General features: G+C 72.5%; 26 protein-coding genes. 14 read left to right on the top strand and 12 right to left on the bottom strand.

Features of this window, described 5'->3' with window-relative positions; genetic code table 11:
- Positions 1–75: 75 nt before the first annotated feature.
- From BM064_RS09980 to BM064_RS09960, 5 genes are all read right to left on the bottom strand, one after another.
- Positions 76–525 carry an RrF2 family transcriptional regulator gene (locus BM064_RS09980; RefSeq protein WP_092859613.1) on the bottom strand — a complete coding sequence of 150 codons (450 nt, stop codon included), beginning with the start codon at positions 523–525 and terminating at the stop codon, positions 76–78.
- The gene (gene dut, locus BM064_RS09975) at positions 525–1004 is read right to left on the bottom strand and encodes a dUTP diphosphatase (protein WP_092859612.1); all 480 of its coding nucleotides are present in this window, start codon (positions 1002–1004) and stop codon (positions 525–527) included. The genes BM064_RS09980 and dut overlap by 1 nt, the downstream gene beginning before the upstream one ends.
- Positions 1004–2260, bottom strand: a complete 1257-nt coding sequence (gene coaBC, locus BM064_RS09970) for a bifunctional phosphopantothenoylcysteine decarboxylase/phosphopantothenate--cysteine ligase CoaBC (RefSeq protein ID WP_092859611.1) — start codon at positions 2258–2260, stop codon at positions 1004–1006. Before coaBC ends, dut begins: the two co-directional genes overlap by 1 nt.
- Before the next feature lie 103 nt (positions 2261–2363).
- Entirely contained in the window at positions 2364–3566 is a 1203-nt protein-coding gene (locus tag BM064_RS09965; protein WP_092859610.1) for an MFS transporter, read from the bottom strand.
- Positions 3567–3657: 91 nt separating this feature from the next.
- Positions 3658–4854, bottom strand: a complete 1197-nt coding sequence (locus BM064_RS09960) for an MFS transporter (protein ID WP_092859609.1) — start codon at positions 4852–4854, stop codon at positions 3658–3660.
- Positions 4855–5138: 284 nt separating this feature from the next.
- On the opposite strand from BM064_RS09960, the gene BM064_RS09955 reads away from it, so the two are divergent.
- From BM064_RS09955 to atpC, 8 genes are all read left to right on the top strand, one after another.
- Entirely contained in the window at positions 5139–6518 is a 1380-nt protein-coding gene (locus BM064_RS09955; protein WP_092859608.1) for an aminotransferase, read from the top strand.
- A 259-nt stretch (positions 6519–6777) separates the two neighbouring features.
- Positions 6778–7158, top strand: coding sequence for a DUF952 domain-containing protein (locus BM064_RS09950; protein WP_092859607.1), 381 nt, complete (start codon positions 6778–6780; stop codon positions 7156–7158).
- Positions 7155–8180, top strand: coding sequence for a quinone-dependent dihydroorotate dehydrogenase (locus tag BM064_RS09945; protein WP_092859606.1), 1026 nt, complete (start codon positions 7155–7157; stop codon positions 8178–8180). The genes BM064_RS09950 and BM064_RS09945 overlap by 4 nt, the downstream gene beginning before the upstream one ends.
- A gap of 367 nt (positions 8181–8547) precedes the next feature.
- Entirely contained in the window at positions 8548–9108 is a 561-nt protein-coding gene (locus BM064_RS09940; protein ID WP_092859605.1) for a F0F1 ATP synthase subunit delta, read from the top strand.
- Positions 9108–10646, top strand: coding sequence for a F0F1 ATP synthase subunit alpha (atpA, locus tag BM064_RS09935; protein ID WP_092859604.1), 1539 nt, complete (start codon positions 9108–9110; stop codon positions 10644–10646). The genes BM064_RS09940 and atpA overlap by 1 nt, the downstream gene beginning before the upstream one ends.
- 30 nt (positions 10647–10676) lie before the next feature.
- Positions 10677–11558, top strand: coding sequence for a F0F1 ATP synthase subunit gamma (locus BM064_RS09930; RefSeq protein ID WP_092859603.1), 882 nt, complete (start codon positions 10677–10679; stop codon positions 11556–11558).
- Between the two features lie 15 nt (positions 11559–11573).
- On the top strand, positions 11574–12989 hold the full coding sequence (gene atpD / locus BM064_RS09925; protein WP_092859602.1) for a F0F1 ATP synthase subunit beta: 1416 nt from the start codon (positions 11574–11576) through the stop codon (positions 12987–12989).
- A 21-nt stretch (positions 12990–13010) separates the two neighbouring features.
- Positions 13011–13406 (top strand): ATP synthase F1 subunit epsilon, encoded by a 396-nt coding sequence (gene atpC, locus BM064_RS09920; RefSeq protein ID WP_092859601.1) that lies wholly within the window; start codon positions 13011–13013, stop codon positions 13404–13406.
- A gap of 82 nt (positions 13407–13488) precedes the next feature.
- Here the strand turns inward: atpC and BM064_RS09915 are convergent, their stop codons facing one another.
- Entirely contained in the window at positions 13489–14175 is a 687-nt protein-coding gene (locus BM064_RS09915) for a VOC family protein (RefSeq protein ID WP_143103298.1), read from the bottom strand.
- 5 nt (positions 14176–14180) lie between these two features.
- Positions 14181–14618, bottom strand: coding sequence for a DUF805 domain-containing protein (locus tag BM064_RS09910; RefSeq protein WP_092859599.1), 438 nt, complete (start codon positions 14616–14618; stop codon positions 14181–14183).
- A 232-nt stretch (positions 14619–14850) separates the two neighbouring features.
- On the opposite strand from BM064_RS09910, the gene BM064_RS09905 reads away from it, so the two are divergent.
- Both BM064_RS09905 and BM064_RS09900 read left to right on the top strand, forming a co-directional pair.
- Entirely contained in the window at positions 14851–15486 is a 636-nt protein-coding gene (locus tag BM064_RS09905) for a glutathione S-transferase family protein (RefSeq protein WP_092859598.1), read from the top strand.
- Positions 15487–15546: 60 nt separating this feature from the next.
- The gene (locus BM064_RS09900; RefSeq protein ID WP_092859597.1) at positions 15547–16029 is read left to right on the top strand and encodes a GNAT family N-acetyltransferase; all 483 of its coding nucleotides are present in this window, start codon (positions 15547–15549) and stop codon (positions 16027–16029) included.
- A 94-nt stretch (positions 16030–16123) separates the two neighbouring features.
- On the opposite strand, the gene BM064_RS09895 is transcribed toward BM064_RS09900, so the two are convergent.
- From BM064_RS09895 to BM064_RS09875, 5 genes are all read right to left on the bottom strand, one after another.
- On the bottom strand, positions 16124–16633 hold the full coding sequence (locus BM064_RS09895) for an RNA pyrophosphohydrolase (RefSeq protein ID WP_245779113.1): 510 nt from the start codon (positions 16631–16633) through the stop codon (positions 16124–16126).
- A 14-nt stretch (positions 16634–16647) separates the two neighbouring features.
- On the bottom strand, positions 16648–17997 hold the full coding sequence (locus BM064_RS09890) for a S41 family peptidase (RefSeq protein WP_092859596.1): 1350 nt from the start codon (positions 17995–17997) through the stop codon (positions 16648–16650).
- Positions 17994–19157 carry a murein hydrolase activator EnvC family protein gene (locus BM064_RS09885; protein ID WP_143103297.1) on the bottom strand — a complete coding sequence of 388 codons (1164 nt, stop codon included), beginning with the start codon at positions 19155–19157 and terminating at the stop codon, positions 17994–17996. Before BM064_RS09885 ends, BM064_RS09890 begins: the two co-directional genes overlap by 4 nt.
- Positions 19158–19204: 47 nt before the next feature.
- A complete protein-coding gene (gpmI, locus tag BM064_RS09880; RefSeq protein ID WP_092859594.1) occupies positions 19205–20749 on the bottom strand; it encodes a 2,3-bisphosphoglycerate-independent phosphoglycerate mutase in 1545 nt (514 codons plus the stop codon).
- A 398-nt stretch (positions 20750–21147) separates the two neighbouring features.
- Positions 21148–22110, bottom strand: coding sequence for an MBL fold metallo-hydrolase (locus BM064_RS09875; RefSeq protein WP_092859593.1), 963 nt, complete (start codon positions 22108–22110; stop codon positions 21148–21150).
- Positions 22111–22198: 88 nt separating this feature from the next.
- Here BM064_RS09875 and BM064_RS09870 point away from each other — a divergent pair, with 88 nt between their 5' ends.
- The 4 genes from BM064_RS09870 (at position 22199) to BM064_RS09855 (ending at position 26606) form a co-directional block, all read left to right on the top strand.
- A complete protein-coding gene (locus BM064_RS09870; RefSeq protein WP_092859592.1) occupies positions 22199–23530 on the top strand; it encodes an ATP-binding protein in 1332 nt (443 codons plus the stop codon).
- 517 nt (positions 23531–24047) lie between these two features.
- Entirely contained in the window at positions 24048–24734 is a 687-nt protein-coding gene (locus BM064_RS09865) for a haloacid dehalogenase type II (RefSeq protein ID WP_092859591.1), read from the top strand.
- The gene (locus tag BM064_RS09860) at positions 24728–25600 is read left to right on the top strand and encodes an alpha/beta fold hydrolase (protein ID WP_092859590.1); all 873 of its coding nucleotides are present in this window, start codon (positions 24728–24730) and stop codon (positions 25598–25600) included. Before BM064_RS09865 ends, BM064_RS09860 begins: the two co-directional genes overlap by 7 nt.
- Before the next feature lie 28 nt (positions 25601–25628).
- Positions 25629–26606 carry a threonine ammonia-lyase gene (locus BM064_RS09855; RefSeq protein WP_218160996.1) on the top strand — a complete coding sequence of 326 codons (978 nt, stop codon included), beginning with the start codon at positions 25629–25631 and terminating at the stop codon, positions 26604–26606.
- The last annotated feature ends 155 nt before the right edge of the window (positions 26607–26761 follow it).

The following is a 26761-nucleotide window of genomic DNA, read 5'->3' as shown; positions in this document are numbered from 1 at the left end:
GCCCGGCCCGCGGCGCGGTTGGCATCTATATACGCGCAAGCGGCGGGGGGGACGAGTCGCGCGCGCCCGCCGCGTTCAGATCGTGAAGTCGGGGCGCGTCTCGTCGGCGCGCGGAACGTCCTGGCGCTGGGCCTCGCGGCAGAGGTCCTCCATGGTGATCCGGTCGAGCCGGTCGAGGAGATCGCGCTGCATCTCCTCCCACAGCGGCGAGACGACCGAGACGCCCAGCGGGCTGGCGGGGCCGGCCTCGCCCTCCTCGGCGTCGAGCGTCGAGACCACGCGCACCACGTCGCCCACCGTCACCCGCCGCCGCTCGCGCGCCAGCGTGTAGCCGCCGCGGGGCCCGCGCACGCCCTTCAGGACGCCCGCGCGCACCAGCGCCTGCATCACCTGCTCGAGGTAGCGCTGGGGGATGCCCTGGCGCTCGGTCACGTCGCGGGCCTGCACGGGGTCGGGGCGGGCGTTGTAGGCGATGTCGACCACCGCCTCGATCGCCAGCAGGGTCTTGCGGGTCAGCTTCAGCATCAGCCGGAGGTCCTTTCGGCCGCGCCCACGCCGGTGGAGCCGAAGCCGCCGGCGCCGCGGGCGGTCTCGTCCAGGGTCTCGACCTCGCGCCACAGGCCGCGGGTCACGGGCGCGATCACCATCTGGGCGATGCGGTCGCCATGGGCGATCTCGACCGCCGCGTCGCCGAGGTTCACCAGGATCACCCCGACTTCGCCGCGATAGTCGCTGTCCACGGTCCCGGGCGCGTTCGCCACCGTCAGCCCCTTCTTCAGCGCGAGGCCGGAGCGGGGGCGCACCTGCGCCTCGAATCCCGCGGGCAGCGCGATGGCGAGGCCGGTGGGGACCAGCGTCCGGGCCCCGGGCGCCAGGCTCACGGTTCCGCGGTCGGGGAAGCTCGCGCGCAGGTCCATGCCGGCGGCGCCCGCCGTCTCGTAGGCCGGCAGGGGCAGGGCGGGGTCGTGGTGGGGCAGGCGGGTCAGCGCGATCTCGATCTCCATCACGCGGCCCCCCGGTCCTCGGCCCCCCGGTCCTCGCGTCCCGGCCCGGCGAAATGGTCGGCGATGCGGCGGGCGAGGCGCTGGGCGGTCTCGGTCTTGGTCAGGCGGGGCCAGGGCTCGGCCCCTTCGGCGGTGATCAGGATCACGGCGTTCTCCGTGCCCCCCATGATGCCGGTGGCGGGCGAGACGTCGTTGGCCACGATCCAGTCGCAGCCCTTGCGCAGGCGCTTGGCGGAGGCGTGGGCCTCGACGTCGTCGGTCTCGGCGGCGAAGCCGATCACCAGGGGTGGGCGGCCCTCGCTCCAGCGGGAGACGGTCTTGAGGATGTCGGGGTTCTCGGCGAACTCCAGCGCCGGGGCAGGGGCGCCGGCCTGCTTCTTGATCTTGGAGGTCGAGGCGCTCGCCACCCGCCAGTCCGCCACCGCGGCGGCGAAGACGGCGGCGTCGGCGGCGGGACCCTGCGGGGGGAGGGCGGCCTCGACCGCGGCGAGCATCTCGCGCGCGCTCTCCACCTCCACGACCTGCACGCCCTGCGGGCGGGGCGCGTCGGCGGGGCCGGTGACGAAGATCACTTCCGCGCCGAGGTCGCGCAGCGCGTTCGCCAGCGCCGTGCCCTGCGCGCCGGAGGAGCGGTTGGCGATGTAGCGCACCGGGTCGATGGGCTCGTGCGTCGGGCCGGAGGTGACCAGGATGCGCCGCCCGGCGAGCGGCCCGCCGCCCAGCGCGGCGGCGGCGGCCTCGACGATGGCCGGCGGCTCGGACATGCGGCCGGGGCCGTACTCGCCGCAGGCCATGTCGCCCTCGTCCGGGCCCACGACCAGAACGCCGTCCTTCTCCAGCGTGCGCAGGTTCCGCCGGGTCGCCGGATGCTCCCACATCCGCACGTTCATGGCGGGCGCGATCAGCACCCGCTTGTCGGTCGCCATCAGCAGCGTCGAGGCGAGGTCGTCCGCGTGCCCGTTCGCCATCTTCGCCATCAGGTCGGCGGTGGCCGGAGCGACGACGACGAGATCGGCGGAGCGGGAGAGCTGGATATGCCCCATCTCCGCCTCGTCGGTCAGGTCGAACAGCTCGCGATAGACCTTGGCGCCGGAGACGGAGCCGAGCGCCAGCGGGGCCACGAACTCCTCCGCCGCGCGGGTCATCACGCAGGTGACGGCCGCGCCGCGCTTGCGGAACTGGCGGACCAGCTCGGGGGTCTTGTAGGCGGCGATCCCGCCGCCGACGACCAGCAGGATGCGCTTTGCGTGCAGCATGTCGGCTCCACCCGGATCCGGGGCCATTTCCCGTGCGCGGAGCGTAATTACCGCGCATCCCCGCCGCAAGATGGGGGATCGCCCATTTTCACGAGCGGAGCGCCTAGTCGGCCACCTGGTCGGGCCGGGCGTCGCGCGCGAAGAGGGCGTAGACCGTCAGCCCGATCAGCAGGGTCACGGCATACCACAGGAACACCCGGTGGTAGCCGGCCGCGAAGTCCCCTGCCGAGAGCGGCGCGTCCGAGAGCGCGCCGGTGGCGAACTGGCCGAGCGCCGTGCCCATCATGCCGGTGACGTTGATCAGCGTGACCCCCCGCCCGGTCAGGCGCAGGGGCACGAAGCTGCGCCAGTGGGCGATCAGCACCGCGTAGGTCGCCCCGAAGAAGCCGCAGGCGGTCATCAGCGCCACCGCCGTCCAGGCGCCGGGCGAGCCGAAGGCCAGCCAGGCCACGCAGACGAACCCCGCCACGTTCGCCGACAGGATCAGCGGCTTGCGCGAGCCGAACACCCGGTCGAGCGGCGCGTAGACGAAGTTGCCCGACATCATCGCCACCGCGATGCACAGCGTCGCCATGCCGATGGCCGCCGCGTCGAAGCCGTGGATGTCCGCGAGGTACGGCCCCGCCCACAGCCCCCGGATGCCGCCGGCCACCGCGTAGTTGGTCAGCGCCAGCGGCAGCATCGCCAGCAGCAGCGGCATGCGCAAGAGCTCGAGGAAGCCGCGGAAGCCCGCGTCCTTCGCCCCGGGCGTCGGCGGCAGGGGCGGCGGGTCGCGCAGCACCGCGAAGGCGACGCCGCCGCAGACGAGGCCGGTGCCGGCCAGGAACAGCATCATCTCGCGCCAGCCGAAGGCCTCGACCGCCAGCGCGAAGGGGGCGGCGCCCAGGATGTTGCCCAGGCCCCCGACCCCGATCATCAGCCCCGACAGCGTGGCGAAGCGGGCGGGGGGGTAGCGGCGGGCGAAGAGGAACATGCCGCTCATCAGGATCGGCGCGCAGCCGACCCCGATCAGCGCCACCCCCAGCGTCAGCTGGAAGGCGTCGTGGGCCTGCGAGAACACCAGCGCCCCCACGAAGGCCGGTCCGCACAGGAAGGTCCCCACCACCCGCCGCGGCCCGAACCTGTCGAGCAGCACCCCTGTGGGAAGCTGCGCCAGCGAGAAGAACAGATACCACGAGCCGGCGGCGTGCGAGAGCTCGGCCGCCGTGACCCCGAGGTCGGCGGTCAGCGCCGGCGCCAGCACCGCGAGGAAGGTGCGGTAGAACTGGCTGAGGATGTAGATCGCCATCAGCGCGGCGAGATCCATGGAGGTCCTCCCGAGACCCTTTTCGTCGTTGCGCGCGCCGGGACCGGGTCGTCTGCGCGACCTCGGGGCCCCGGCGGCGGGGGGCCGCGTCTCAGGGCTTGGCGTCGCGGCTGAACAGGTAGACCGCCGTCGCGAAGACCATCGCGGCGGCGTAGAGCATGAAGACCTGGGCGTAGGCCTCGGCCGGGGGGGCGCCGGCGGCGCGGGCGGCCTCGACCACCTCGCCGGTGATCGGCTGGGCGAGGCCGACGCCCGCCATCACGAAGAAATTCATCATCGTCACCGTCCGCCCCACCAGCCGCAGCGGCGCGAGGCCCCGGGCGTGGGCCATGACGATGGTGTAGGTGGCGGAGATGAAGCCGATGGCGGCGAGCAGCGCGGTGGCCAGCGCCGCCGAGCCGTCCGCCCACAGCCCCAGCGCCAGGCACAGGCCCGCCGCCGCCAGGTTGCCCGGCGCCACGATCCACTTGCGGGTGCGGAAGATCCGGTCCAGCGGGCCGTAGCAGAAGGCGCCCAGCGACATGGCGACGGCCATCCACAGGACGGCGCGGCCGACCTCGACCGGGGGCAGGGCGAAGACCTCCGACAGGTAAGGTCCCGCCCACAGGCCGCGGATCCCCGCGGCGGGGGCGTAGTTCACGATCGCCATGGGGATCAGCGCCCAGAACACCGGCATCCGCAGCAGCTCGAAATACTCCAGGAAGCCGCGGTCGCGGCCCTCGCCCGCCGCGGGGTCGACCCGCACCGGGTCCTTGACCAGCACCAGCGAGGCGACCGCCGACAACGCCGAGACGGCGGCGAACCCGCCCATCGCCGCACGCCAGCCCACCGCCTCGATCAGGACGGCGAAGGGCTCGGTCCCCGCGATGTTGCCCAGCGTGCCGATGCCCACGGTGCAGGAGGTGAGGAAGGCGAAGCGCGCCATGTCGAACTCGCGCGCGTAGATGTAGAACAGCGCCATCAGCGCGGGCGCGCAGCCGGCCCCGATCAGGGTCATCGCCACCGTGATCATCGCCGGCCCCTGGGCCAGCGCGAAGATCGCCGAGCCCCCCGCCGCGCAGATCCCGAACAGCAGCCCCGCGGTGCGCCGCGGCCCCAGCCGGTCCAGCCCCACGCCGACCGGGATCTGCATCAGCGCGAAGGCCAGGAACCAGGCCCCCGACGCGCGCCCCAGGTCGGCGGCGTCGAGGCCGAGGTCGGCGGTCAGGTAAGGCGCGAGAACGGCCAGGCAGGCCCGGTAGAACTGGCTGAACACATAGCCGAGCCCCAGCGCGAGAATGCCGGGCATGGACGCGACCCTCCCAGGATAACGCCCCCGCTGGCGCGCGGGGTGCGGAAAGTTCGGCGACCTTATCGGCGCGCCGACGCGGCGTCCATGGCGGTCTGCGATACGGGCCTATCTCTGTCCGGACAAAGGCTTGCCGGGGGACCTTCACACGCCCCCGCGCGCCCGGCCGTCTCTGGCGGCCCGCGCGCCCGCGAAACCCATGCCGCGCCGCATCATCCGGACCATTGACGCGCCCCCGGGGGCGGGCGTAGCCCTTTTCATCCCTTGCGACACGAGGCCCTCCGATGAACGTCCAGCTCACCAACATGCAGACGCGCGACGTCGAAGCGCTGCTGCATCCCTACACGAACGCCGCGGCCCATCGTCAGGTGGGCGCCCATGTCATCGAGACCGGCAAGGGAGTCTACGTCTACGACGAGCATGGCCGCGAGTATCTCGAGGGCATGGCGGGCCTGTGGTGCGCGGGCCTGGGCTTCGGCGACAAGGAGCTGGCCGACGCGGTGGCCGAGCAGGTGCACAAGCTGCCCTACTACCACCTGTTCGCCGGCCGCTCCCACGAGCCCGCGATCGAGCTCGCCGAGAAGATCAAGGAGCTGGCCCCCGGCATGGCCCGCGTGATCTTCCAGTCCTCGGGCTCGGAGGCCAACGACACCCAGGTGAAGCTCGCCTGGTACTACAACAACGCGCTCGGCCGGCCGGAGAAGAAGAAGATCATCTCCCGCAAGAAGGGCTACCACGGGGTGACCATCGCCTCGGCCTCGATGACCGGGCTGCCCTACAACCACATCGACTGGGACCTGCCGCTGGACCGCTTCATCTCCACCGGCACTCCCCACCACTGGCGCGAGGCGCTCGACGGCGAGACCGAGCAGGAGTTCTCCGCCCGCCTCGCCCATGAGCTCGAGGAGCTGATCGAGCGCGAGGGCCCCGAGACGGTCGCCGCCTTCATCGCCGAGCCGGTGATGGGCGCCGGCGGCGTGATCGTGCCCCCCGCCGGCTACTTCGAGGCGATCCGCCCGGTGCTGGAGAAATACGACGTGCTGATGATCTCGGACGAGGTCATCAACGGCTTCTGCCGCACGGGCGAGTGGTTCGGCGCCGACACCTACAACGTGAACCCGACATCGATGTCGCTGGCCAAGCAGCTGACCGGCGGCTACGCGCCGCTGTCGGCCGTCGCGCTGTGCCGCGAGCAGGCCGAGGTGATCGAGCAGCACACCGGCAAGATCGGCACCCTGGGCCACGGCTTCACCTACGGCGGCCACCCGGTGGGCTGCGCCGCGGGCGTGGCCGCGATCCGCATCTACCAGGAGCGCAAGATCCTCGACCACGTGCGCAAGGTCGCGCCGAAGTTCCAGGGCCACCTGCAGCGCCTGAAGGATCACCCGCTGGTCGGCGAGGCGCGCGGCGTCGGCCTGATCGGCGCGCTGGAGCTGTCGCCCGACAAGTCCGGCAAGAAGACCTTCGACCCCGCCGGCAAGCTGGGCGCGAAGCTGATGGGCGAGCTGGTCGCGCGCGGCGTGATCCTGCGCGCCATGGGCGACTCGCTGGGCTTCTGCCCGCCGATGATCATCACCGAGGAGGAGATCGACGCCCTGTTCGCGCCGATGGAGGAGTGCCTCGACGCCACCCTCGCCTTCGCCAAGGCCGAAGGGCTCGTCTGAGCCGTTCCGAAAGCGAAACGGGCCGCGACGGCGTCGCGGCCCGTTTTCGTTCGCCCGAGGCTCGGCGCCGGGGGCTGGGGTCGTCTCGGTGCTGATGGAGGGGGGGTGGCCGTAGGCGGCAGACTTGGCCACCCCCAGTCACTTCACCCTGCGAACGCCACTCGGATCATAGAGCCACCTGGTACGCTACGCCCGACGTCGACGTGACGTCGGCTACGGGTTAAGGAATCCTTAACTGCGCGCTCATGTCAACGACAGGATGAACGACGCCGTGCGTGTTCTAGACGTGTTCAAGATACTCCGACCGGATGAATGCTCCCGACTGGTGCAAACTCTTGTTTTTTCAGGATCGGAGCATGATCTGCGGGACGGGTTCGTTCATCTCTCCACCGCGGCCCAGGCGCCGGGCACCGCTGCGAAGCACTTCGCGCAGGACGGCGATCTGTGGATCGCGAGCCTGAGGACCGCCGTGCTGGGAGAATCACTTCACTGGGAAGAAAGCCGCGGCGGGGCCCTGTTCCCCCATCTCTACCGAGAAATCCGGGCCTCCGACGTCGGCTGGATCCGGCCCCTGCCGCGGGACGCGGAGGGGCGCCACGCCTTCCCCGAAGGCGTCGCCTGGGGGGAGCCGGACGCATGAGCTTCGCCGTCGCCGCCGAGCGCGCGGGCCTCGCCCTGCTGCGCAGCCTCGAGCCCGAGGAGGCTCACCGCCGGGCGATCCAGGCCCTGAACCTGCGCCACGCGATGGGACTGTCGCCGGGCGGGCCCGTGACCTCGCCGCGCCTGGCGCGGCGGGTCTGGAACCTCGACTTTCCCAACCCCGTCGGCGTCGCCGCGGGCTTCGACAAGAACGCCGAGGCGGTGGCGGCGACGCTCGCCTCCGGCCCCGGCTTTCTCGAGATCGGGGGCGTGGCGCCGCGCCCGCAGCCGGGCAACCCCCGCCCGCGCCTGTTCCGCCTGACCGAGGACCGGGGCGTCATCAACCGCTTCGGCTTCAACACCGAAGGGATGGAGGTCGTGGCCGCGCGGCTGGAGGCGACCCGCGCCGCCGCGCCCCTGCCCGCGCCGCTGGGCCTGAACCTGGGCGCCAACAAGGACAGCGAGGACAAGGTCGCCGACTACGTGGCGGTGCTGGGCCGCTTCGCCGGGCTGGTCGACTTCTTCGTGGTCAACGTCTCGTCCCCCAACACCGAGCGGCTGCGCGACCTGCAGGGGCGCGAGGCGCTGGCCGCCGCGCTGGCCCGCAGCCTCGAGGCGCGCGAGGCGAAGGCCCCCGGCGCGCCGCTGCTGGTCAAGATCGCCCCCGATCTCGACGCGGGCGAGCTCTCGGACGTGGCCGAGGTCTGCCTCGCCCAGGGGATCGACGGGATCGTGGCCACCAACACCACGCTCTCGCGCGAGGGGCTGCGCAGCGCCCACGCGCACGAGGCGGGCGGGCTCTCGGGCCAGCCGCTCTTCGCGCGCTCGACCGAGGTGCTGGGGGAGCTGTCGCGCCTGACCCAGGGGGCGCTGCCGCTGGTCGGCGTGGGCGGCGTCGCCTCGGTCGAGCAGGCGCAGGCCAAGCTCGCGGCGGGGGCGTCGCTGGTGCAGCTCTACTCGGGTCTGGTCTACGGCGGGCTGGCGCTGGCGGGCGAGATCGCGCGCGGCCTGGACCGCGGCTGAGGGATTCGCCCGGGCCGGCCGCGGCCCGCCCGGGCGGCCCCGCGACGGCCCCGGCGCCGGCGCCGCAGGGCGGAAATCCCGGCCGCGCGGCAGGGAATCCCTCCAATCCGATGCGAATCCTCATCAACCCCGCGGTTCCGCCCGCGGCAGGGCGACGCTGCACAGGGCCGCAGGGCCGGTCGCCGGGCCCTGAGTTCACGAAATATCAATGACTTCGCCCCATGCCTCGGGCGCCTGTCACGATATTGCGCGCCTCCACCCCCTATGCTAGCTAGCCCTCGGTTCGAGAGAGGGGGCGGACGGCATCCGTCAGGAAGCCGCCCCGCGCCGGCTTTTGGCATGTCCAGCCGAATTCGGAAGGGGACCCGTGGCAGTATCAGCAACGCTCACCACCGGCATCGCGGGACGCTACGCGACCGCCCTGCTGGAGCTCGCCGAGGAGCAGGGCGCCCTCGAGCAGGTCGAGGCGGATCTCAAGGCCGTCCGCCAGGCGCTGAACGACAGCGCGGACCTGCGCACGGCCGTCAGCAGCCCGCTCTACAAGCGTGACGAGCTGGCCGCCGCGATGGCCGCCGTCGCCGACGCGCTCGGCGTCTCGGCGATGACCAAGAACATCATCGGGCTGATGGCGCAGAAGCGGCGCCTGTTCGCGCTCGGCGACGTCTGCGACGCCTACGCGGCGCGGATGGCCGAGCGTCGCGGCGAGCTGACCGCCGAGGTCAAGGTCGCCGCCCCGCTCAGCGACGAACAGCGCGCGTCCCTCGCCGACGCGCTCAAGGCGGCCTTCGGCCGCGAAGTCAATCTGGACGAGACGGTCGATGAGTCCCTCATCGGCGGTCTGGTCGTCAAGGTCGGGTCCAAGCTGATCGACACCTCGATCCGCTCGAAACTCGCCGCCCTGCAGAACGCCATGAGAGAGGTCGGGTGATGAGCATCCAGGCAGCCGAGATTTCTGCTATCCTCAAGGAGCAGATCAAGAACTTCGGTCAGGAAGCGGAAGTCTCCGAGGTCGGCACCGTGCTGTCCGTCGGCGACGGCATCGCCCGCATCTACGGCCTCGACTCCGTGCAGATGGGCGAGCTGGTGGAATTCCCCGGCGGCCTGATGGGCATGGCGCTGAACCTCGAGGCGGACTCGGTCGGCGCGGTGATCTTCGGCGACGACCGCGGCATCCGCGAGGGCGACACCGTCAAGCGCACCGGCTCGATCGTGGACGTGCCGGCGGGCAAGGGCCTGCTGGGCCGCGTCGTCGACGCGCTGGGCAACCCGCTGGACGGCAAGGGCGCCGTCGACGGCTCCGAGCGTCGCCGCGCCGACGTGAAGGCCCCCGGCATCATCCCCCGCAAGTCGGTGCATGAGCCGATGGCGACCGGCCTGAAGGCGATCGACGCCCTGATCCCGATCGGCCGCGGCCAGCGCGAGCTGATCATCGGCGACCGCCAGACCGGCAAGACCGCCGTCGCGCTCGACGCGATCCTGAACCAGAAGAGCTACAACGCGGCCGCCGGCGACGACGAGTCCAAGAAGCTCTACTGCATCTACTGCGCCGTCGGCCAGAAGCGCTCGACCGTCGCCCAGCTGGTGAAGAAGCTGGAAGAGACGGGCGCCATGGACTACTCGGTGATCGTGGCGGCCACCGCCTCCGATCCCGCGCCGATGCAGTACCTGGCCCCCTACGCGGCCTGCGCCATCGCGGAGTACTTCCGCGACAACGGCATGCACGCCCTGATCATCTACGACGATCTCTCCAAGCAGGCCGTCGCCTACCGCCAGATGTCGCTGCTGCTGCGCCGTCCGCCGGGGCGCGAGGCCTACCCGGGCGACGTGTTCTACCTGCACTCCCGCCTGCTGGAGCGCGCCGCGAAGCTGAACGAGGACTTCGGGTCGGGCTCGATGACCGCCCTGCCCGTCATCGAGACGCAGGCCGGCGACGTGTCCGCCTACATCCCGACCAACGTGATCTCGATCACCGACGGCCAGATCTTCCTCGAGACCGAGCTGTTCTTCCAGGGCATCCGCCCCGCCGTGAACACCGGCCTGTCGGTGTCGCGCGTGGGCTCCTCGGCCCAGACGAAGGCGATGAAGTCGGTCGCGGGCTCGATCAAGCTCGAGCTGGCGCAGTACCGCGAGATGGCGGCCTTCGCGCAGTTCGGCTCGGACCTCGACGCGGCCACCCAGCGCCTGCTGAACCGCGGCGCGCGTCTGACCGAGCTGCTCAAGCAGCCGCAGTACTCGCCGCTGACCAACGCCGAGCAGGTCTGCGTGATCTACGCCGGGACCGAGGGCTACCTCGACAAGATCCCGGTGAACCAGGTCACCAAGTTCGAGCGCGGTTTCGTCACCCACCTGCGGTCCTCCTGCAAGGACCTGCTGGACGACATCGAGACCAACGACCGCAAGGTCGCGGGCGAGCTGGCGGACAAGATCAAGGCCGCGATCGAGGACTTCTCCAAGGGCTTCGCCTGAGCCCCGGGGGCCCAGGACAGGGACGCATAAATGCCCAGCCTCAAGGACCTGAAAAACCGGATCAACTCGGTCAAATCGACCCGGAAGATCACGAAGGCCATGCAGATGGTCGCGGCGGCGAAGCTCCGTCGCGCCCAGGAGGCGGCCGAGGCCGGCCGCCCCTATGCAGAGCGCCTCACCGCGGTTCTCGCGAACCTCGCCGCGGGGGCCAACCCCGCCACGGCCCCCCGTCTCCTCACCGGGACGGGGTCCGACCAGACGCACCTGCTGATCGTCGCCACCGCCGAGCGCGGCCTGTGCGGCGGCTTCAACAGCACGATCGTCCGCCTGGCCCGCATCCGCATCCGCGAGCTGCTGGCCGCGGGCAAGACGGTCAAGATCCTGACCGTGGGCCGCAAGGGCCGCGACCAGCTTCGCCGCGACTACGCCGAGCTGTTCGTGGGCCACGTGGACCTGTCGGGCATGAAGCGGGTGGACTACGCCACCGCGCTGAACATCGCGACCGACGTGCTGGGCCGCTTCTCCGAGGGCGAGTTCGACGTCGCCACGCTGTTCTTCAACAAGTTCGAGTCTGTGATCTCCCAGGTCCCGACCGCGCAGCAGCTGATCCCCGCCTCGTTCGAGGCGCCGGAGACCGCTGAGGAGAACAACGTCTCGGCGCTCTACGAATACGAGCCCGACGAGGAAGCGATCCTGGCCGAGCTGCTGCCGCGGGGCGTCGCCACGCAGATCTTCACGGCTCTTCTGGAAAACGCCGCCTCCGAACAGGGCGCGCGGATGTCCGCCATGGACAACGCGACCCGGAACGCGGGCGACCTGATCGACCGACTGACGCTGGAGTACAACCGCTCCCGCCAGGCCGCGATCACCAAGGAGCTCATCGAAATCATCTCCGGCGCGGAAGCGCTGTAAGGGACGGAGACCCCCATGCCCACCGGAAAGATCACCCAGGTCATCGGCGCGGTCGTGGACGTCGCCTTCGACGGCCATCTGCCCGCCATTCTCAACGCGCTCGTGACCGACAACAACGGCACGCGCCTGGTTCTCGAGGTCGCCCAGCACCTCGGCGAGTCCTCCGTGCGCACCATCGCCATGGACTCGACCGAGGGTCTGACCCGCGGCCAGGAAGTCACCGACACCGAGTCGCCCATCGCGGTGCCCGTCGGCGACGGCACCCTGGGCCGCATCCTCAACGTCGTGGGCGAGCCCATCGACGAGCGCGGCCCGGTCGAGGCGACCGAGACCCGCGCCATCCACCAGCCCGCCCCCTCCTTCGCCGACCAGGCGACGGAGTCGGAGATCCTGGTCACCGGCATCAAGGTCGTCGACCTGCTCGCCCCCTACTCCAAGGGCGGCAAGATCGGCCTGTTCGGCGGCGCCGGCGTGGGCAAGACCGTGCTCATCCAGGAGCTGATCAACAACATCGCCAAGGTGCACTCGGGCTATTCCGTGTTCGCCGGCGTGGGCGAGCGGACGCGTGAGGGCAACGACCTCTATCACGAGTTCATCGAGTCCGGCGTCATCAACATGGACGACCTGACCAAGTCCAAGGTGGCCCTGGTCTACGGCCAGATGAACGAGCCGCCGGGCGCCCGCGCCCGCGTCGCGCTGACCGGCCTGACCATCGCCGAGCAGTTCCGCGACCAGTCCGGCGCCGACGTGCTGTTCTTCGTGGACAACATCTTCCGCTTCACGCAGGCGGGCTCCGAGGTGTCGGCGCTTCTGGGCCGCATCCCCTCGGCGGTGGGCTACCAGCCGACGCTGGCCACCGACATGGGCCAGCTGCAGGAGCGGATCACCTCGACCCGCAACGGCTCGATCACCTCGGTGCAGGCGATCTACGTGCCCGCGGACGACCTGACCGACCCCGCGCCGGCCACGTCCTTCGCCCACCTCGACGCCACGACCGTGCTGTCGCGCGCCATCTCCGAGCTGGGCATCTACCCGGCCGTGGACCCGCTCGACTCCACCTCGCGCATCCTCGACCCGGCCGTGGTCGGCGAGGAGCACTACCAGGTGGCCCGCATGGTCCAGGAGACCCTGCAGCGCTACAAGGCCCTGCAGGACATCATCGCGATCCTGGGCATGGACGAGCTGTCGGAAGAGGACAAGCTGACCGTGCAGCGGGCGCGCAAGATCCAGCGCTTCCTGTCGCAGCCCTTCGACGTGGCCGAGGTCTTCACCGGCTCGCCGGGCGTGCAGGTTCCGCTCGAGGAGACCATCTCCTCGTTCAAGCGGGTCTGCGAGGGCGAGTTCGACCACCTGCCGGAGGCCGCCTTCTACATGGTCGGCGGCATCGACGAGGTGATCGCGAAGGCCGAGAAGCTGGCCGCCGCGGCCTGATCCTGACTCTGGAGTAGCCCGATGGCCAAGCTCGCCTACGATCTCGTCTCGCCGGAGCGCAAGCTCGCCTCCGGCGAGGCCGACGCGATCCAGATCCCGGGCGCCGAGGGCGACCTGACGGCGATGCCCGAGCATGCGCCCTTCCTCACCCCCCTGCGCCCCGGCGTGGTGACGGTGCGGGACGGCGGCTCGGAGACCTCGTACGTGGTCACCGGCGGCTTCGCCGAGATCTCTCCGGCCGGCGCCGCGGTGCTGGCCGAGGAGGCGGTGAAGAAGGAGGAGGTCTCGGCCGAGTGGTTCTCCGCCCGCATGGCCGAGGCCGAGAAGGCGCACGAGATCGCCACCGGCGACGCCAAGACCCTCGCCGCGCTGCGTCTGAACGACATGAAGTTCCTGGCCTCGTCGCTCGGCTTCTGAGCCTGTCGACGCCCGGACTGAAGAAAGGCCCCGCGCGAGCGATCGCGCGGGGCCTTTTCGCGTCCGGGCCCGGGGGGCGGCCTCAGTCCGGCCGCGGGTCGCGCCCGGTGAGCGAGCCGCGCTCCGACAGCTCGATCCAGTTTCCGTCCGGGTCGCGCAGGAAGCTGAAGCGCACCGCGCCGAGGGTGCGCGGCGGCTGGCCGACCTCGGCGCCCAGCCGCTCGGCCGCGGCGGTTGCGGCGTCGCAGTCGAAGATCTGCACCGTCATGTAGCGAAGCCCGCGGGCGAAGCGGTCAGCGCGGGGCGGCGCCGCGCCGGGCGTCGCCGAGATCAGGCTCTCGCCCAGCCGGAAGGCGTCCGCGCCGGACGGCTCCAGGCCCAGCACCTCGCCGTAGAAGCGCCGGAACCCGTCGAGATCGGCGGTCCGCACATGCAGGTGCAGCGAGGCCGGGGCCCCGGGCGCCAGCGTCACCGGCAGCCCGTCGGGCGAGACCAGCGTCGCACTCCGCGGCGCGGCGAGCGTCAGGCCCACGTAGCCGCCCGGCGGCTCGTCGGCCAGCGCCGCCCGGCTGTGGTTGACCTTGACGATCGAGGCGCCCTGCCGCCAGCGATGCTGGTGGAAGCCCCCGCCCAGCCGGGCGAGGTGGTCGTAGGCGAGCCCCGCCTCCTCCCTCCAGAAGCGCTGGTGCGCCTCCAGCGCGTTGGTGGCCATGCCGACGTCGAAGGCGGGCTTGGCGAAGGCGGGTCTGTCGAAGGCGGGGGCGGGCACCGCGCTCACCCCCGGTCGCGGCCGACCGAGGGAACCTCCCACGGCCGCTCGGAGGGGGGCAGGTCGGGCGCCAGCGGGTCGGGGCCGAAGCGGTTGGGCCCCTCGGTCCCGCGCAGGCAGAACCAGACCAGCAGGACGATCGAACCGACCAGCGGAACCAGCCACAGCCACCACCACCAGCCGCTGCGGCCGCGGTCGTGCAGCCGGCGCACGTTGACCGAGATCGAGGGCAGGAAGGTGACCAGCGACCACAGGCCCGACAGCGGGCCCAAGCCGGTCTCGGGGTCCGTGAGGCCGGGCAGCAGGCGCGCCTCGATGAAGGCGAGCAGGACATGGATCACGGCCACGAACAGCACGAACCACCACAGCTCGGAGCGCGGGGCGCGGCCGGAGAAGGTCGCGAACTTGCGAAAGCAGGTGGAGATCGACGCGTCGATGGTCATGCGGGGCGCTCCTGTCGGGGTCCTCGGGCCGGCGCAGGCGTCGGCGGGCGCATCATGGCGCCCACGGCGCTTCGCGGCCAGAGCCCCCCGGGTCCTCAGGCCCCGCGCGCCCCGGGTTGCGCGCGCCTCGCCCCCCGGCCGCGGCGGGCGGACGCGGCGTCGCGCCCGGCGCCCGGTTGCGTCGGGGCGGCGGGGACGGCAGGGTTCGGCGCCCCGAGCCAGGAGACCCCGCATGACTTCGCCCCCGCGCGTGACGCTGCATGGCTACCAGCACAGCATCTATTCCTGGGCGGTGCGCCTGACCCTCTCGGAGAAGGGCGTCGACTGGGACTGGGCCGAGGTCGACCCCTTCCTCGAGCCCGAGCGCGCCGCCCGCCGCCACCCCTTCGCCAAGGTCCCGGTGCTGGTGCACGGCTCCTTCGCGGTCTACGAGACGGTGGCGATCCTCCAGTATGTCGACGAGGCCTTCGAAGGGCCGGCCCTGCAGCCCTCGGCCCCGCAGCCGCGCGCCCGGATGCGCCAGGTGCAGGCCATCGCCGACGCCTACGCCTACTGGCCGATGGTGCGGATGCTCTATTCCCACCGCGTCTTCCTGCCCCGCCAGGGCGAGGAGGCCGACCGCGCCGAGGCGCGCGAGGGCCTGTCGCGCGCCCGCCCGGTGCTCGACGCGCTGGAGGGGCTGACCGGCGAGGGGCCGTATTTCGGGGGGCAGGCGCCCTCGCTCGCCGACCTGCACCTCGCGCCGATGCTGGCGGCCTTCGCCGAGGCGCCGGAGGGCGGCGCGCTGCTCGCCGGTCGTCGGCGGCTGCGCGCCTGGCTCGAGACGATGCAGGCCCGCCCCGCCTTCCGCGCCACCCGTCCCTGGTGAGGCTCGCCCGGCCGACAGGGCCGGGAGACGCCGCCCCCCCCCGCCGCCCGGAGCCCGCGCATGATCGACGTCCGCCGCGCCACGCCTGAGGATGCGCCGGCCATGGCCGCGATCCTCAACGCCCTGATCCGAATCGGCGGGACCACGGCCTACGAGGATCCGCTCGACGCGGCCTATCTCGCCGGCAAGACCCGGGACCCGGCCTTCGCCCACGTGGCGCTGGACCCCGCCGGCGCGGTGATCGGCTTCCAGTGGATCGAGCCCGACGACGCGGACCCCGACCTCGCGATCATCGCGAGCTTCGTGGCCCCCGGCACGGCGCAAAGGGGTGTCGGCTCGGCGCTGTTCCCCCACACGCGGGCCGAGGCCGTGCGGCGGGGGTATCGCGAGATCGACGCCACCATCCGCGCCGACAACGCCGGCGGGCTCGCCTACTACGCGCGGCAGGGCTTCGTGGACGTCGCGGTGGCCCCCGGCGTGCCCCTCAAGGACGGCACGCCCGTGGACCGGATCAGCCGGCGCCTTGCGCTGCGCGGGGGCTGAGCGACCCGCCGCGCCGCTCCCGGAGGCGTGCAGGTCGGCCGCGAAGCGTCGTCGCGCGGGGCGTCTGCGCGCCGACGCCGGCCCGCAGGCGCGCTCAGGCGAACAGCCGGTCGAACTCGGCCAGCACCTTGCGGTAGGTGGCGCGCTTGAAGGGGACGATGCGCTCCAGCACCTCGGCGTGCGGGGACCAGGCCCAGCGGGAGAACTCGGGGTGCTCGGTCGCGATGTTCACGTCCGCGTCCGAGCCGTGGAAGCGGAAGGCGAACCACTTCTGGGTCTGGCCGCGGTAGCGGCCCTTCCACAGCTTGGGGATCAGGGTCGCGGGCAGGTCATAGGGAATCCACTCGCGGCTCTCGGCCAGCAGGGTGACCTTGTCGCGGGTGATCCCGGTCTCTTCCCACAGCTCGCGAAGCGCCGCCTCCAGCGGCGCCTCGCCCTCGTCCACGCCGCCCTGCGGCATCTGCCAGGCGTCGGAGCGGAAATCCAGCCGCTGGCCGACGAAGATCTCGGCCGAGCGGTTCAGGATCACCAGCCCCACGCAGGGGCGATAGGGCAGCGCGGCGATCTCCGCCTCGGAGAGCTCCCTCTTCAGCTCCTTCGCCACGCCGCCCTCCTCCGTCACTCGTTCGAGGCCGGGGGCGTCGCCTGCATCGCGCCCATGCCGTAGACCGACAGGCCCGTCAGCACGTCCAGCGCATAGGCGAGCTGCAGATCCTCCTGGCGGAGCTTGGCGGTCGCCTCGTGGCGGGCGCGCTCCTGCTGGATCTGCTCGCGCTCGTCCTCGCTGAGCGAGTTCTCGAGGCTGCCGCGCAGGTCGGCCTCCGAGCGCATGCGGGGCGGAACCTCGCCCTCCTCGACGGCGAGCTTGGCCTGTTCGATCAGGATGTCGGGCTCGATGCCCAGCGCCTGGATCGAGCGGCCGGACGGCGTGTAGTAGCGCGCCGTGGTCAGCCGGATCGCGCCCTTGCCCGACAGCGGCATGATCGTCTGGACCGAGCCCTTGCCGAAGGACTTGGCGCCCACGACGATGGCCCGGTGATGATCCTGCAGCGCGCCGGCCACGATCTCGGAGGCCGAAGCGGAGCCGCCGTTGATCAGCACCACGATCGGCTTGCCGCCGGTCAGGTCGCCGGCCTCGGCGTTGTAGCGGTCCATGTCGTTGGAATCGCGCCCGCGGGTCGAGACGATCTCCCCCGACTCGAGGAACGCGTCCGACACCGCCACCGCCTGGTTCAGGAGGCCGCCGGGGTTGTTGCGCAGGTCGAGCACGTAGCCCTTCACGTTGTCCGCGCCGCCCAGCTCCTCCTGCACCTTCTCGATCTCGTCCTTGAGGTTCTCGAAGGTCTGCTCCGTGAACTGGGTCACGCGCAGCACGCCCACGTCGCCCTCGACGCGGCCCTTGGCGGCGGCGATCTTGATGTTGGCGCGGGTGATGGTGAGGTCGAAGGGCTCGTCGACCCCCTCGCGCACCACGGTGATCACGATGTCCGAGCCGACCGGCCCGCGCATCTTGTCCACCGCGTCGGCCAGCGTCAGGCCCAGCACCGACTCGCCGTCGATGTGGGTGATGAAGTCGTTGGCCTCGACGCCGGCCTCGGCGGCGGGCGTGTCGTCGATGGGCGAGACGACTTTCACGAAGCCGTTCTCCATGGTCACCTCGATCCCGAGGCCCCCGAACTCGCCCCGCGTCTGCACCTTCATGTCGTCGAAGGCCGTCGGGGGCATGTAGCTGGAGTGGGGATCGAGCGAGGTGAGCATGCCGTTGATGGCGCTCTCGATCAGCTGCTTCTCATCCACCTTCTCGACATAGGCGGTCCGGACGCGCTCGAAGATGTCGCCGAACAGGTCGAGGTATTCGTAGGTGGTGCGCGCGTCGTTCTCCTGCGCGCTCAGCGGCGCGACGAGCGGCGCGGTCAGCAGGGCGCCCGCGACGGCGCCCCCCAACGCGGCGACGGCGATATTTTTCATGGCGTCTCTGACTCTCCTTTCGGGAGCGCGAACCAGCGGGCGGGATCCACGGGGATCCCGGCCTCCCTCGCTTCCACATAAAGCATTGCAGCGGAAAACGCCGCCCGGGGGAAGGGCGCGGCGACGAGAATTTCCGGGGCGGCGGGGTCGATGACGTGCAATTGACCGACCGGCGCCCCGGCCGGGAGGATCTCTCCCTCCCCGACGGCGAGGCTTTCGAGGCCGCCGAGAATCAGCAGCCGGCCGGGCGCCGTCTCCAGCACCACGGCCTGTCCGCGCCCGCCCAGCGGGCCCGCGTAGCGCACCGAGGCCAGCGCCGGCGTGCGCGGCGCGGCCCATCCGGGGACCGCGATCTCGATGCCGGTCTGCGCCTGGCCGAGGGGGTCGCGCGCGCCGAAGGGCGTGACGATCGGTCCCGGGGCGGGCGGCGGCCAATTCCCCGGCAGGACCGGGCGCGGCGGCGGCAGGCCCAGCGGATCGGCGGGTGCGGGCACGGCCGTGAAGGCGTCGAGCGCGCGGCGCGTCTCGCGCAGGCTGGCGCGCAGCGCGCCCACGCCGCCGGGGGCCAGCACGTCCTCGCGCGCGTTGCGCAGGTCCAGCGCGGCGCCGCGGGCCAGCGACCAGGCGGCGCGCCGCTCGCGGTCGCGCTCCTGCGCCTCGGACAGCTCCTGCCGGCGAAGCGCGGCGACGCCCGCCCGGTCCGGCCCCATGGCGGCGGCGAGCCAGGCTCCGCGCGCCGCCGCCAGCGGCCCCGCGGGCTGCGCCGCCTGCGCGGCCAGCGGCGCGCGCGCCAGCGAGGCGAGCCGCGCGACCGAGGCCTGGCCGGCGTCGCGCGCGGTTTCCGCCCGGACCTCCAGCGCGGCGATCAGGCGGGCGGCCCCGCGCAGGCTCTCGCGCATCGCCTCCAGCGTCGCCTCCACCGCGGCGCCGGCGCGGGTGGCGGCGGCGCGGCGGGCGGAATCGTCCGCGGCCTCGGCGAGCGCCCGGTCGGCGGCCTCCAGCGCGTCGCGCGCCTCGGCGGCCGGGGCTTCCGACACGCGCATTCCCAGCGCCTGCGCCGCCGTCGGAGCGGCGCTCTCCTGCGTCGCCGCCGGCGCGGCGCTCTGCCGTGCAGCCGACGGAGCGGCGCTCTGCTGGGCCGCCGCCGGCGTGGCGAGCATGAGCAGCGTCGCCCCCAGGACGCGCGTGGAGGCCCCGGCGCGCCGCATCAGTCGTTGGCGCGGATCAGGAGCGAGCGGCCGGTCATCTCCTCCGGCTGGGCGAGCCGCATCAGCTCCAGCAGGGTGGGGGCGAGATCGCCCAGCACCCCGTCCTCGCGCAGCCGCGCGCCCTCGGGCCCGCCGACCAGGATCACCGGCACGGGGTTGAGCGTATGGGCGGTGTGGGGGCCGCCCGTGTCGGGGTCGATCATCGTCTCGCAGTTGCCGTGGTCGGCGGTGACGATCATCGCGCCGCCGACCTGCTCCAGCGCCTTGATCGCCTTGCCCAGCCCCGCGTCCACCGCCTCGCAGGCCGCGATGGCGGCGCCGAGGTCCCCGGTATGCCCCACCATGTCCGGGTTGGCGAAGTTGCACACGATCAGGTCGTGTTTCCCGCGCCGGATCGCCTCCACCAGCCGGTGGGTCACCTCCGGCTCGGCCATCTCCGGCTGCTGGTCGTAGGTCTTGACGTAGGGCGAGGGCGCCATGTGGCGGTCCTCGGCCGGGTTCGGGACCTCCTCCCCGCCGTTGAGGAAGAAGGTCACGTGGGGATATTTCTCGGTCTCGGCCAGCCGCATCTGCGCCTTGCCGTGCTTGGCGACCCACTCGCCCAGCGTGTTGACGATCTCCTCCGGCGGGAACATCGCCGGCATGAACGTCGCGTGCTCGGAGGAATACTCCACCATCCCCGCGACGGCCGAGAACTTCGGCGCCTCGCCCCGGTCGAACCCGTCGAACTCCGGCGCCGCCAGGGCCGAGAGGATCTCCCGCGCGCGATCGGCGCGGAAGTTGATGAAAAGCAGGCCGTCGCCCTCCCGGATCCCCGCGTAGTCGCCGATGACGTGGGGCGAGACGAACTCGTCCGTCTCCCCCGCCGCATGTCCGGCCTCGGCCGCGGCGACCGCGCTCTCGGCCGTCTCGCCCTTCGCCCGCACCATCAGCTCATAGGCCTGCGCGACGCGATCCCAGCGGTTGTCGCGGTCCATGGCGAAGAACCGCCCCACCACGGTGGCGACGGACACGCCCTCGACCCCCGCGATGTCGTCCTCCAGCGTCTGCAGATAGCCCGGCGCCGCCTTCGGCGGCGTGTCGCGCCCGTCGAGATAGGCGTGCAGCTTCACCTCCAGCCCGGCCTTGGCGAGGACCTTCGCCGCCTCCGCCATGTGGCGCTGGTGCGAGTGCACCCCGCCCGGCGAGACCAGCCCCGCCACATGCGCGACCCCGCCGGCGGCCTGCACCTTGTTGACGAAGCCCTGCAGCACCTCGTTCTTCGCGAAGGACCCGTCCTCGATGGCCCGGTCGATCCTGGGCAGGTCCATCCACACGATCCGCCCCGCGCCGATGTTGGTGTGCCCGACCTCGGAGTTGCCCATCTGCCCTTCCGGCAGCCCCACGGCATTGCCGCAGGCCTTCAGCGTGGCGTTCGGCAGCCCCGCCATCAGCGCATCGAAGGTGGGCGTGCGCGCCTGGGCGACCGCATTGCCCTCGACCTCCTCCCGCAGGCCCCAGCCGTCGAGGATCACCAGCACCACGGGCTTGGGAGTTCGGCTCATCGGATCTCTCCTGCGGTTGTCGGACGTGCCCTCTTACCTAGGCTCCCCGCCCGCGCAACGAAACGCGACCCGCCGTCCGCCCGCCCCTGGCCCCACGCGCCCCCGAGAGCGCCTGTTCTCCGGAGCCGTCCGTCGCTGGCGGCCAACGGAGCGACTCGCCCCCGCCGGTCAAGGATCGCGCAGCGACCCCCGAAGGGGGCTTGTCCTTGACCGGCGGGGGCGAGTCGCTCAGGCAGGCCAGAAGCGATGGACGGCTCCGGAGAACAGGCGCGGGCGCTTTGTTCTTTGGTGAGTCAGGAGCCCGCCGGAGGCTTCCCCGCCAGAAGTTTCTTCCCCCAGCCCCCCCACCGAACGGACCCAGCCAAGCCCGCCCGCAGGGCGCCTGTAGTCCGGTCCTCTCACCGATGCCGGAACTTCGCCTTGTCCGACAGCACCCCCTCGTGTTCCGCGCGCCCGTCCTCGACCAGCCCGATCAGCACCGAGAACACGTTGCGCGCCGCCGCTCCCAGCAGCGCCGGGTCCACGTCGGTGTAGATCCCCCGCGCCATCTCCAGCGCGTCCTTGCCCGGCATCCCCGGCGAGGGCAGGGCCGCCAGCACCTGCCGCACGCGGCTCTCGCGGTGGGCGATCAGGTGGGCGAGCATCGCCTCTGGGTCCGCGATCGGGTGGCCGTGGCCGGGATAGTAGACCCGGTCGCCGCGCCCCTGCAGCTTGCGAAGGCTCGCCATGTAGGCCGCCATGTCCCCGTCGGGCGGCGAGACGATCGAGGTCGCCCAGCCCATCACGTGATCCCCCGACAGCACCGCGCCCGGCGTCATCCCCTCGGCCTCCACCGCGAAGGCGAGGTGGTTCGAGATATGCCCCGGCGTGTGGATCGCGGTCAGCGCCCAGCCGTTCCCCTCCAGCCGCTCGCCGTCCGCCAGCAGGTGATCGGGAACGAAGCTGCGGTCCCCGCCCTCGCCTCCGCCCAGCTCGGCGCCCGAGGCCGCCAGCGCCTGCATCCGCTCGCTGCGCCCGGCGCCGTGCGCGCCGAAGGCCCAGGTCTGCGCCCCGGTGCGCGCCTTCAGCGCCGGAACGCCGGGAGAATGGTCGATGTGCGTGTGAGTGAGCACGATGTGCGAGACGCGCTCCCCCGGCTCCAGCGCCGACAGGATCGTTTCGAGGTGGCCGGGATGCTCGGGGCCGGGGTCGATGACGGCGACCTCGCCCCGGCCGACGATGTAGGTGCGGGTGCCGGTGAAGGTCATGGGCGAGGGATTGGGGCAGGTCACGCGGCGCAGGCCGGGCTCCAGCGCGACGACCGGCCCGTCGGCGTCGGGGCGGCGGTCGAACGGGTCGGCGGGGGTGGGGCCTGCGCTCATCGGGGATCCTCCTCCAGCGGGCGCGAAAGCGCGCCCGGGGCGTGCGGGCCCATTGCTTCGGGGCCTCGTCGCGCGCAACTTGGCCGCCATGGCGAGGGCATACAAGAAATACCTGCCGCGCAGCCTGTTCGGGCGGGCGCTGGTGATCCTGCTGGCGCCCATCGTGCTGCTGCAGCTGGTGGTCGCGGGCCTGTTCATCCAGAACCACTATGCCGGCGTCACCCAGCAGATGGCGGGCTCGGTCGCGCTGGAGCTGATCTACGCCGTCAACGCGGTCGAGACCGCCGAGACCGTCGAGGACGCCCGCATCCGGCTCGAGAACATCGCGCGGCCGCTGGGCATGACGCTCGCGCTCGACGCCGGCGCCGCGGTGCCGCCGGACAATGCGCAGCTGTTCTACGACGTCTCTGGCAACGCGCTGGCCGATCGGCTGCGCGCCGACATCGCCCGGCCGATGTCCATCGACCTGGTGCGCTACAACCGCGACGTCGAGGTGAAGATCCAGACAGAGAAGGGCGTGCTGCGCGCGCTGATCCCGCGCAAGCGGACCATCGCCTCGAACCCCCACATCCTGCTGGTGTGGATGGTGGCGACGGCCTTCCTGCTGGCGGTGGTGGCGGTGCTGTTCCTGCGCAACCAGGTGCGCCCGATCCGCTCGCTCGCCAACGCCGCCGAGGCCTTCGGGCGCGGCCGGGTGGTCCCCTTCCGCCCCGCCGGCGCCGAGGAGGTGCGCCGCGCCGGCGCCGCCTTCCTCGACATGCGCCGGCGGGTCGAACGGGCGATGGAGCAGCGCACCAACATGCTCTACGGCGTCAGCCACGACCTGCGCACGCCGCTGACGCGGATGCGGCTGGCGGTCGAGATGCTGGACCCCTCGCCCGACCGCGACGACCTCGCGCGCGACATCGTGGAGATGGAGCGGATGCTCTCGGCCTTCCTCGACTTCGCCCGCGGCGGGGCGGGCGAAAGCGCGGTCGAGGCCGACCCGCTGGCCCTGCTGGAGACCGCCGCCGCCGACGCGCGGCGCGCCGGCGCCGAGGTGGCGGTGTCCCTGACCGAGGACTCGCGCGCGCCCGAGCCGGTGACCCTGCGCCCCGGCGCCATCGGCCGGGCGCTGGGCAACCTGATCGCCAACGCCGCCCGCTACGGCGACCGCGTCGAGGCCCGCCTGCGGCTGGGCCGGATGTTCGTGGAATGGTCGGTCGAGGACGACGGCCCCGGCATCCCCGAGGAAATGCGCGACACCGCGCTCCGCCCCTTCGCGCGGCTGGACGAGAGCCGCAACCAGAACGAGGGCGGCGGCGTCGGGCTGGGTCTCGCCATCGCGCTCGACATCGCGCGGGCCCATGGCGGGGCGCTGACGCTGGAAAGCTCGGAGACGCTGGGCGGGCTGAGGGTGGTGCTGCGCATCCCGCGGTAGGGCGAGCGGTCTACAGGCGCCCTGCGGGCGGGCTTGGCGGGGTCGCGCCGGTCGGCAGGGGGGCGAGGGATGGGGGAGAGGGGAGCCTCCGGCGGGCTCCTGACTCACCCAAGAACAAGACGCCCGCGCCTGTCCTCCGGAGCCGTCCGTCGCTTGGCTGCCTGAGCGGCTCGCCCCCTCCGGTCAAGGACAAGCCGCGCTTCGCGCGGTCGCTTCGCGATCCTTGACCGGAGGGGGCGAGCCGCTCCGATCGGCGCCCGCGACGGACGGCTCCGGAGAACAGGCGCTCCCCGGGGAGCCTGGCGGCCACGGGCGCTGGACGGGCGCGGGGAGCCGGGCGCGGGACGCGGCGTGGCGTGGCGTGGCGTGGCGTGGGGCGGAGGGGACCGAGTTGACAGCTGTCAACTCGGCCCTGGCCACGGCGACGCGCGCGCGCGGGGGGCGGCGGGGCGGCTTGCCTGCGAGGGCGGGGCGGGCGATGCTCCGCCGCCCGCAGTCGCGGGGTGGGAGGAGAACCATGGCCATCGCCACCTGCGTCTTCGACGCCTACGGCACCCTGTTCGACGTCGCGGCCGCCACGCGCCGGCTGGCGGAGCGGCCGGGGCACGAGGACTTCGCCGCCAAGTGGCCGCGCATCGCCGAGATCTGGCGGCTCAAGCAGCTGCAGTATTCCTGGCTGCGCGCCACCGCCGGCGTGCACACGGATTTCTGGCAGGTCACCCAGGATGGGCTCGACTTCGCCATCGAGGCCGTGGGCGGCGTGGCGGAAGGGGAGCGGGCGGCGCTGCTCGAGCTCTACTTCGGGCTCGAGGCCTATCCGGAGGTTCCCGCCATGCTGCGCGCCCTGAAAGAGGCCGGGCGGGAGACGGCGATCCTGTCCAACGGCTCGCCCGCGATGCTGGAGGGGGCCGCGGCCTCGGCCGGGATCCGCGACCTGCTCGACGAGATGCTCTCGGTCGAGAGCGTGGGCGTGTTCAAGCCGGCGCGCGTCGTCTACGACCTGGTGGGCCATGCCTTCGGGCGCACCCCGCGCGAGGTGCTGTTCGTCTCGTCGAACGGATGGGACGCGGCGGCGGCGGCGGGCTATGGCTTCCGCACCGTCTGGGTGAACCGCGCCGGCGACCCGATGGACCGACTGCCCTGGCGGCCCCACAGGGTCGCCTCCGACCTGACCGAAATCCCGGAGCTTGCCGCCTCATGGTGAAAGTGGAGTCGTTCGACGCCCCCGACGGAACCCGCCTGGGCTTCATCGACGAGGGCCCGCGCGAGGGGCCCCTGCCGGTGCTGTGCCTGCCGGGCCTGACCCGCAACCACGCCGATTTCGCCGCGGTGGCCGAGCGGCTGAGCCCCTCGCGCCGGGTGATCCGCCTCGACAGCCGCGGGCGGGGCGTCTCGGACCATGCCGATCCCGCCACCTACGACCTGCCGACCGAGACCGCGGACGCGGTGGCGCTGCTCGATCATCTCGGGATCGAGAAGGCGGTGTTCGTGGGAACCTCGCGCGGGGGGATGATCACGATGCTCGCCGCGGTGACGGCGCCGGGGCGGATCGCGGCGGCCGTGCTCAACGACATCGGGCCGGAGATCGACCAGGCCGGGCTCGACCGCATCAAGGGCTACGTGGGCAAGGCGCCCGCGGCGCGGACGCTCGACGAGCTCGCCGTCGCGCTGGAGGCAGACGGGCGGGCGGGCGCGCCGACGCTGACCCGCGCCGACTGGACGCGCATCGCCGAGGCCGTCGCCGAGGAGACCCCCGACGGCGTCGCCTTCAAGTACGACCTGCGGCTCGGCGAGGCGATGGCCGCCCAGAACGCCGCGCTGGAGGCGCGTCTCGCCGAGGGCGGCGCCGCGCCGGACCTCTGGCCCCTGTTCCAGGCGCTGGCGCAGGTCCCGGTGCTGGTGCTGCGGGGGGCGAATTCGGACATCCTCTCGGCCGAGACCGCGGCGAAGATGGCCGCCGTCTCGCCGAACGTCACGCTGGTCACGGTCCCCGACCGCGCCCATGTTCCCCTGCTGGACGAGCCCGAATGCGTCGAGGCGATCGACGCGCTGCTGGCGAAGGCCGGCTGAGCTCCAGAACACGCCGAAGGAACCCCCGTTGGTCGACATCTCCGACATCCGGGCCGCCGCCGAGCGGCTCGCCCCCGTGGTGCGCCGCACGCCGCTGCTGGAAAGCCCCTTCCTCAACGACCTCGCCGGTCGGCGCGTGCTGGTGAAGGCCGAGTGCCTGCAGCACACCGGCAGCTTCAAGTTCCGCGGCGCCTGGTCGGCGATCTCGGCGCTGGACCCGGAGACCCGCGCCCGCGGGGTCTTCGCCTTCTCCTCTGGCAATCACGCCCAGGGGGTGGCCTATGCCGCGAAGCTGCACGGGATCCCGGCGACGATCCTGATGCCGGCGGACGCGCCGAAGCTGAAGCTCGCCAACACCGCCGCCTACGGGGCGGAGGTGATCACCTACGACCGCTATTCCGAGAGCCGTGAGGAGATCGGCGCCCGCCTCGCCGCCGAACGCGGCCTGACCCTGGTGCGCCCCTACGACGAGCCGATGGTGATCGCCGGCCAGGGCACGGTGGGGCTGGAGCTGGCCGAGCAGGCGGCCGAGGCGGGGGTGAGCGCCGCCGACGTGCTGGTCTGCACCGGGGGCGGGGGCCTCGCCTCGGGCGTCGCGCTGGCGCTGGCGGCCGAGGCGCCGGGGCTGCGCGTGCGCCCGGCCGAGCCGGAAGGCTGGAACGACTGGCAGGTCTCGCTCGCCAGCGGCGAGCGCACCCCTGCGGCGGGAGGTCGCGCCACGCTCTGCGACGCGATCGTCACCCCGGCGCCGGGCGAGATCACCTGGCCGATCCTGTCGAAGCTGGCCGGGCCGGGGCTGGCGGTCTCGGACGACGAGTGCCTGGGGGCCATGGCGCAAGCCTTTGAACGGTTGAAGATCGTGGTCGAGCCGGGCGGCGCGGCGGCGCTGGCGGCGGCGCTCCATCGGGGGGCCGAGATCGAGGGCGACGCGGTCCTGGTGCTCGCCACCGGGGGCAACGTCGACCGCGATGTGTTCCTGCGCGCCCTGCAGACGGCCGCAGGGTAAAGTCACGGCCGTGTCACGCCGAATCGCGCATCCCTCTGATCACGGAACGCGGTGAGTGTGTGGCTCTCGCGGCGGAACCGGGGCCCGCGTCTTTCCAAGGGGAAGACAGTCAGGAATGGCGCGGGGACCGGCGACGCGGCGGCGTCGGGTCCGCT

This window comes from Albimonas pacifica, from assembly GCF_900113695.1.
Taxonomy (GTDB): domain Bacteria; phylum Pseudomonadota; class Alphaproteobacteria; order Rhodobacterales; family Rhodobacteraceae; genus Albimonas; species Albimonas pacifica.
This window is presented reverse-complemented; position numbering and strand designations above follow the sequence as displayed.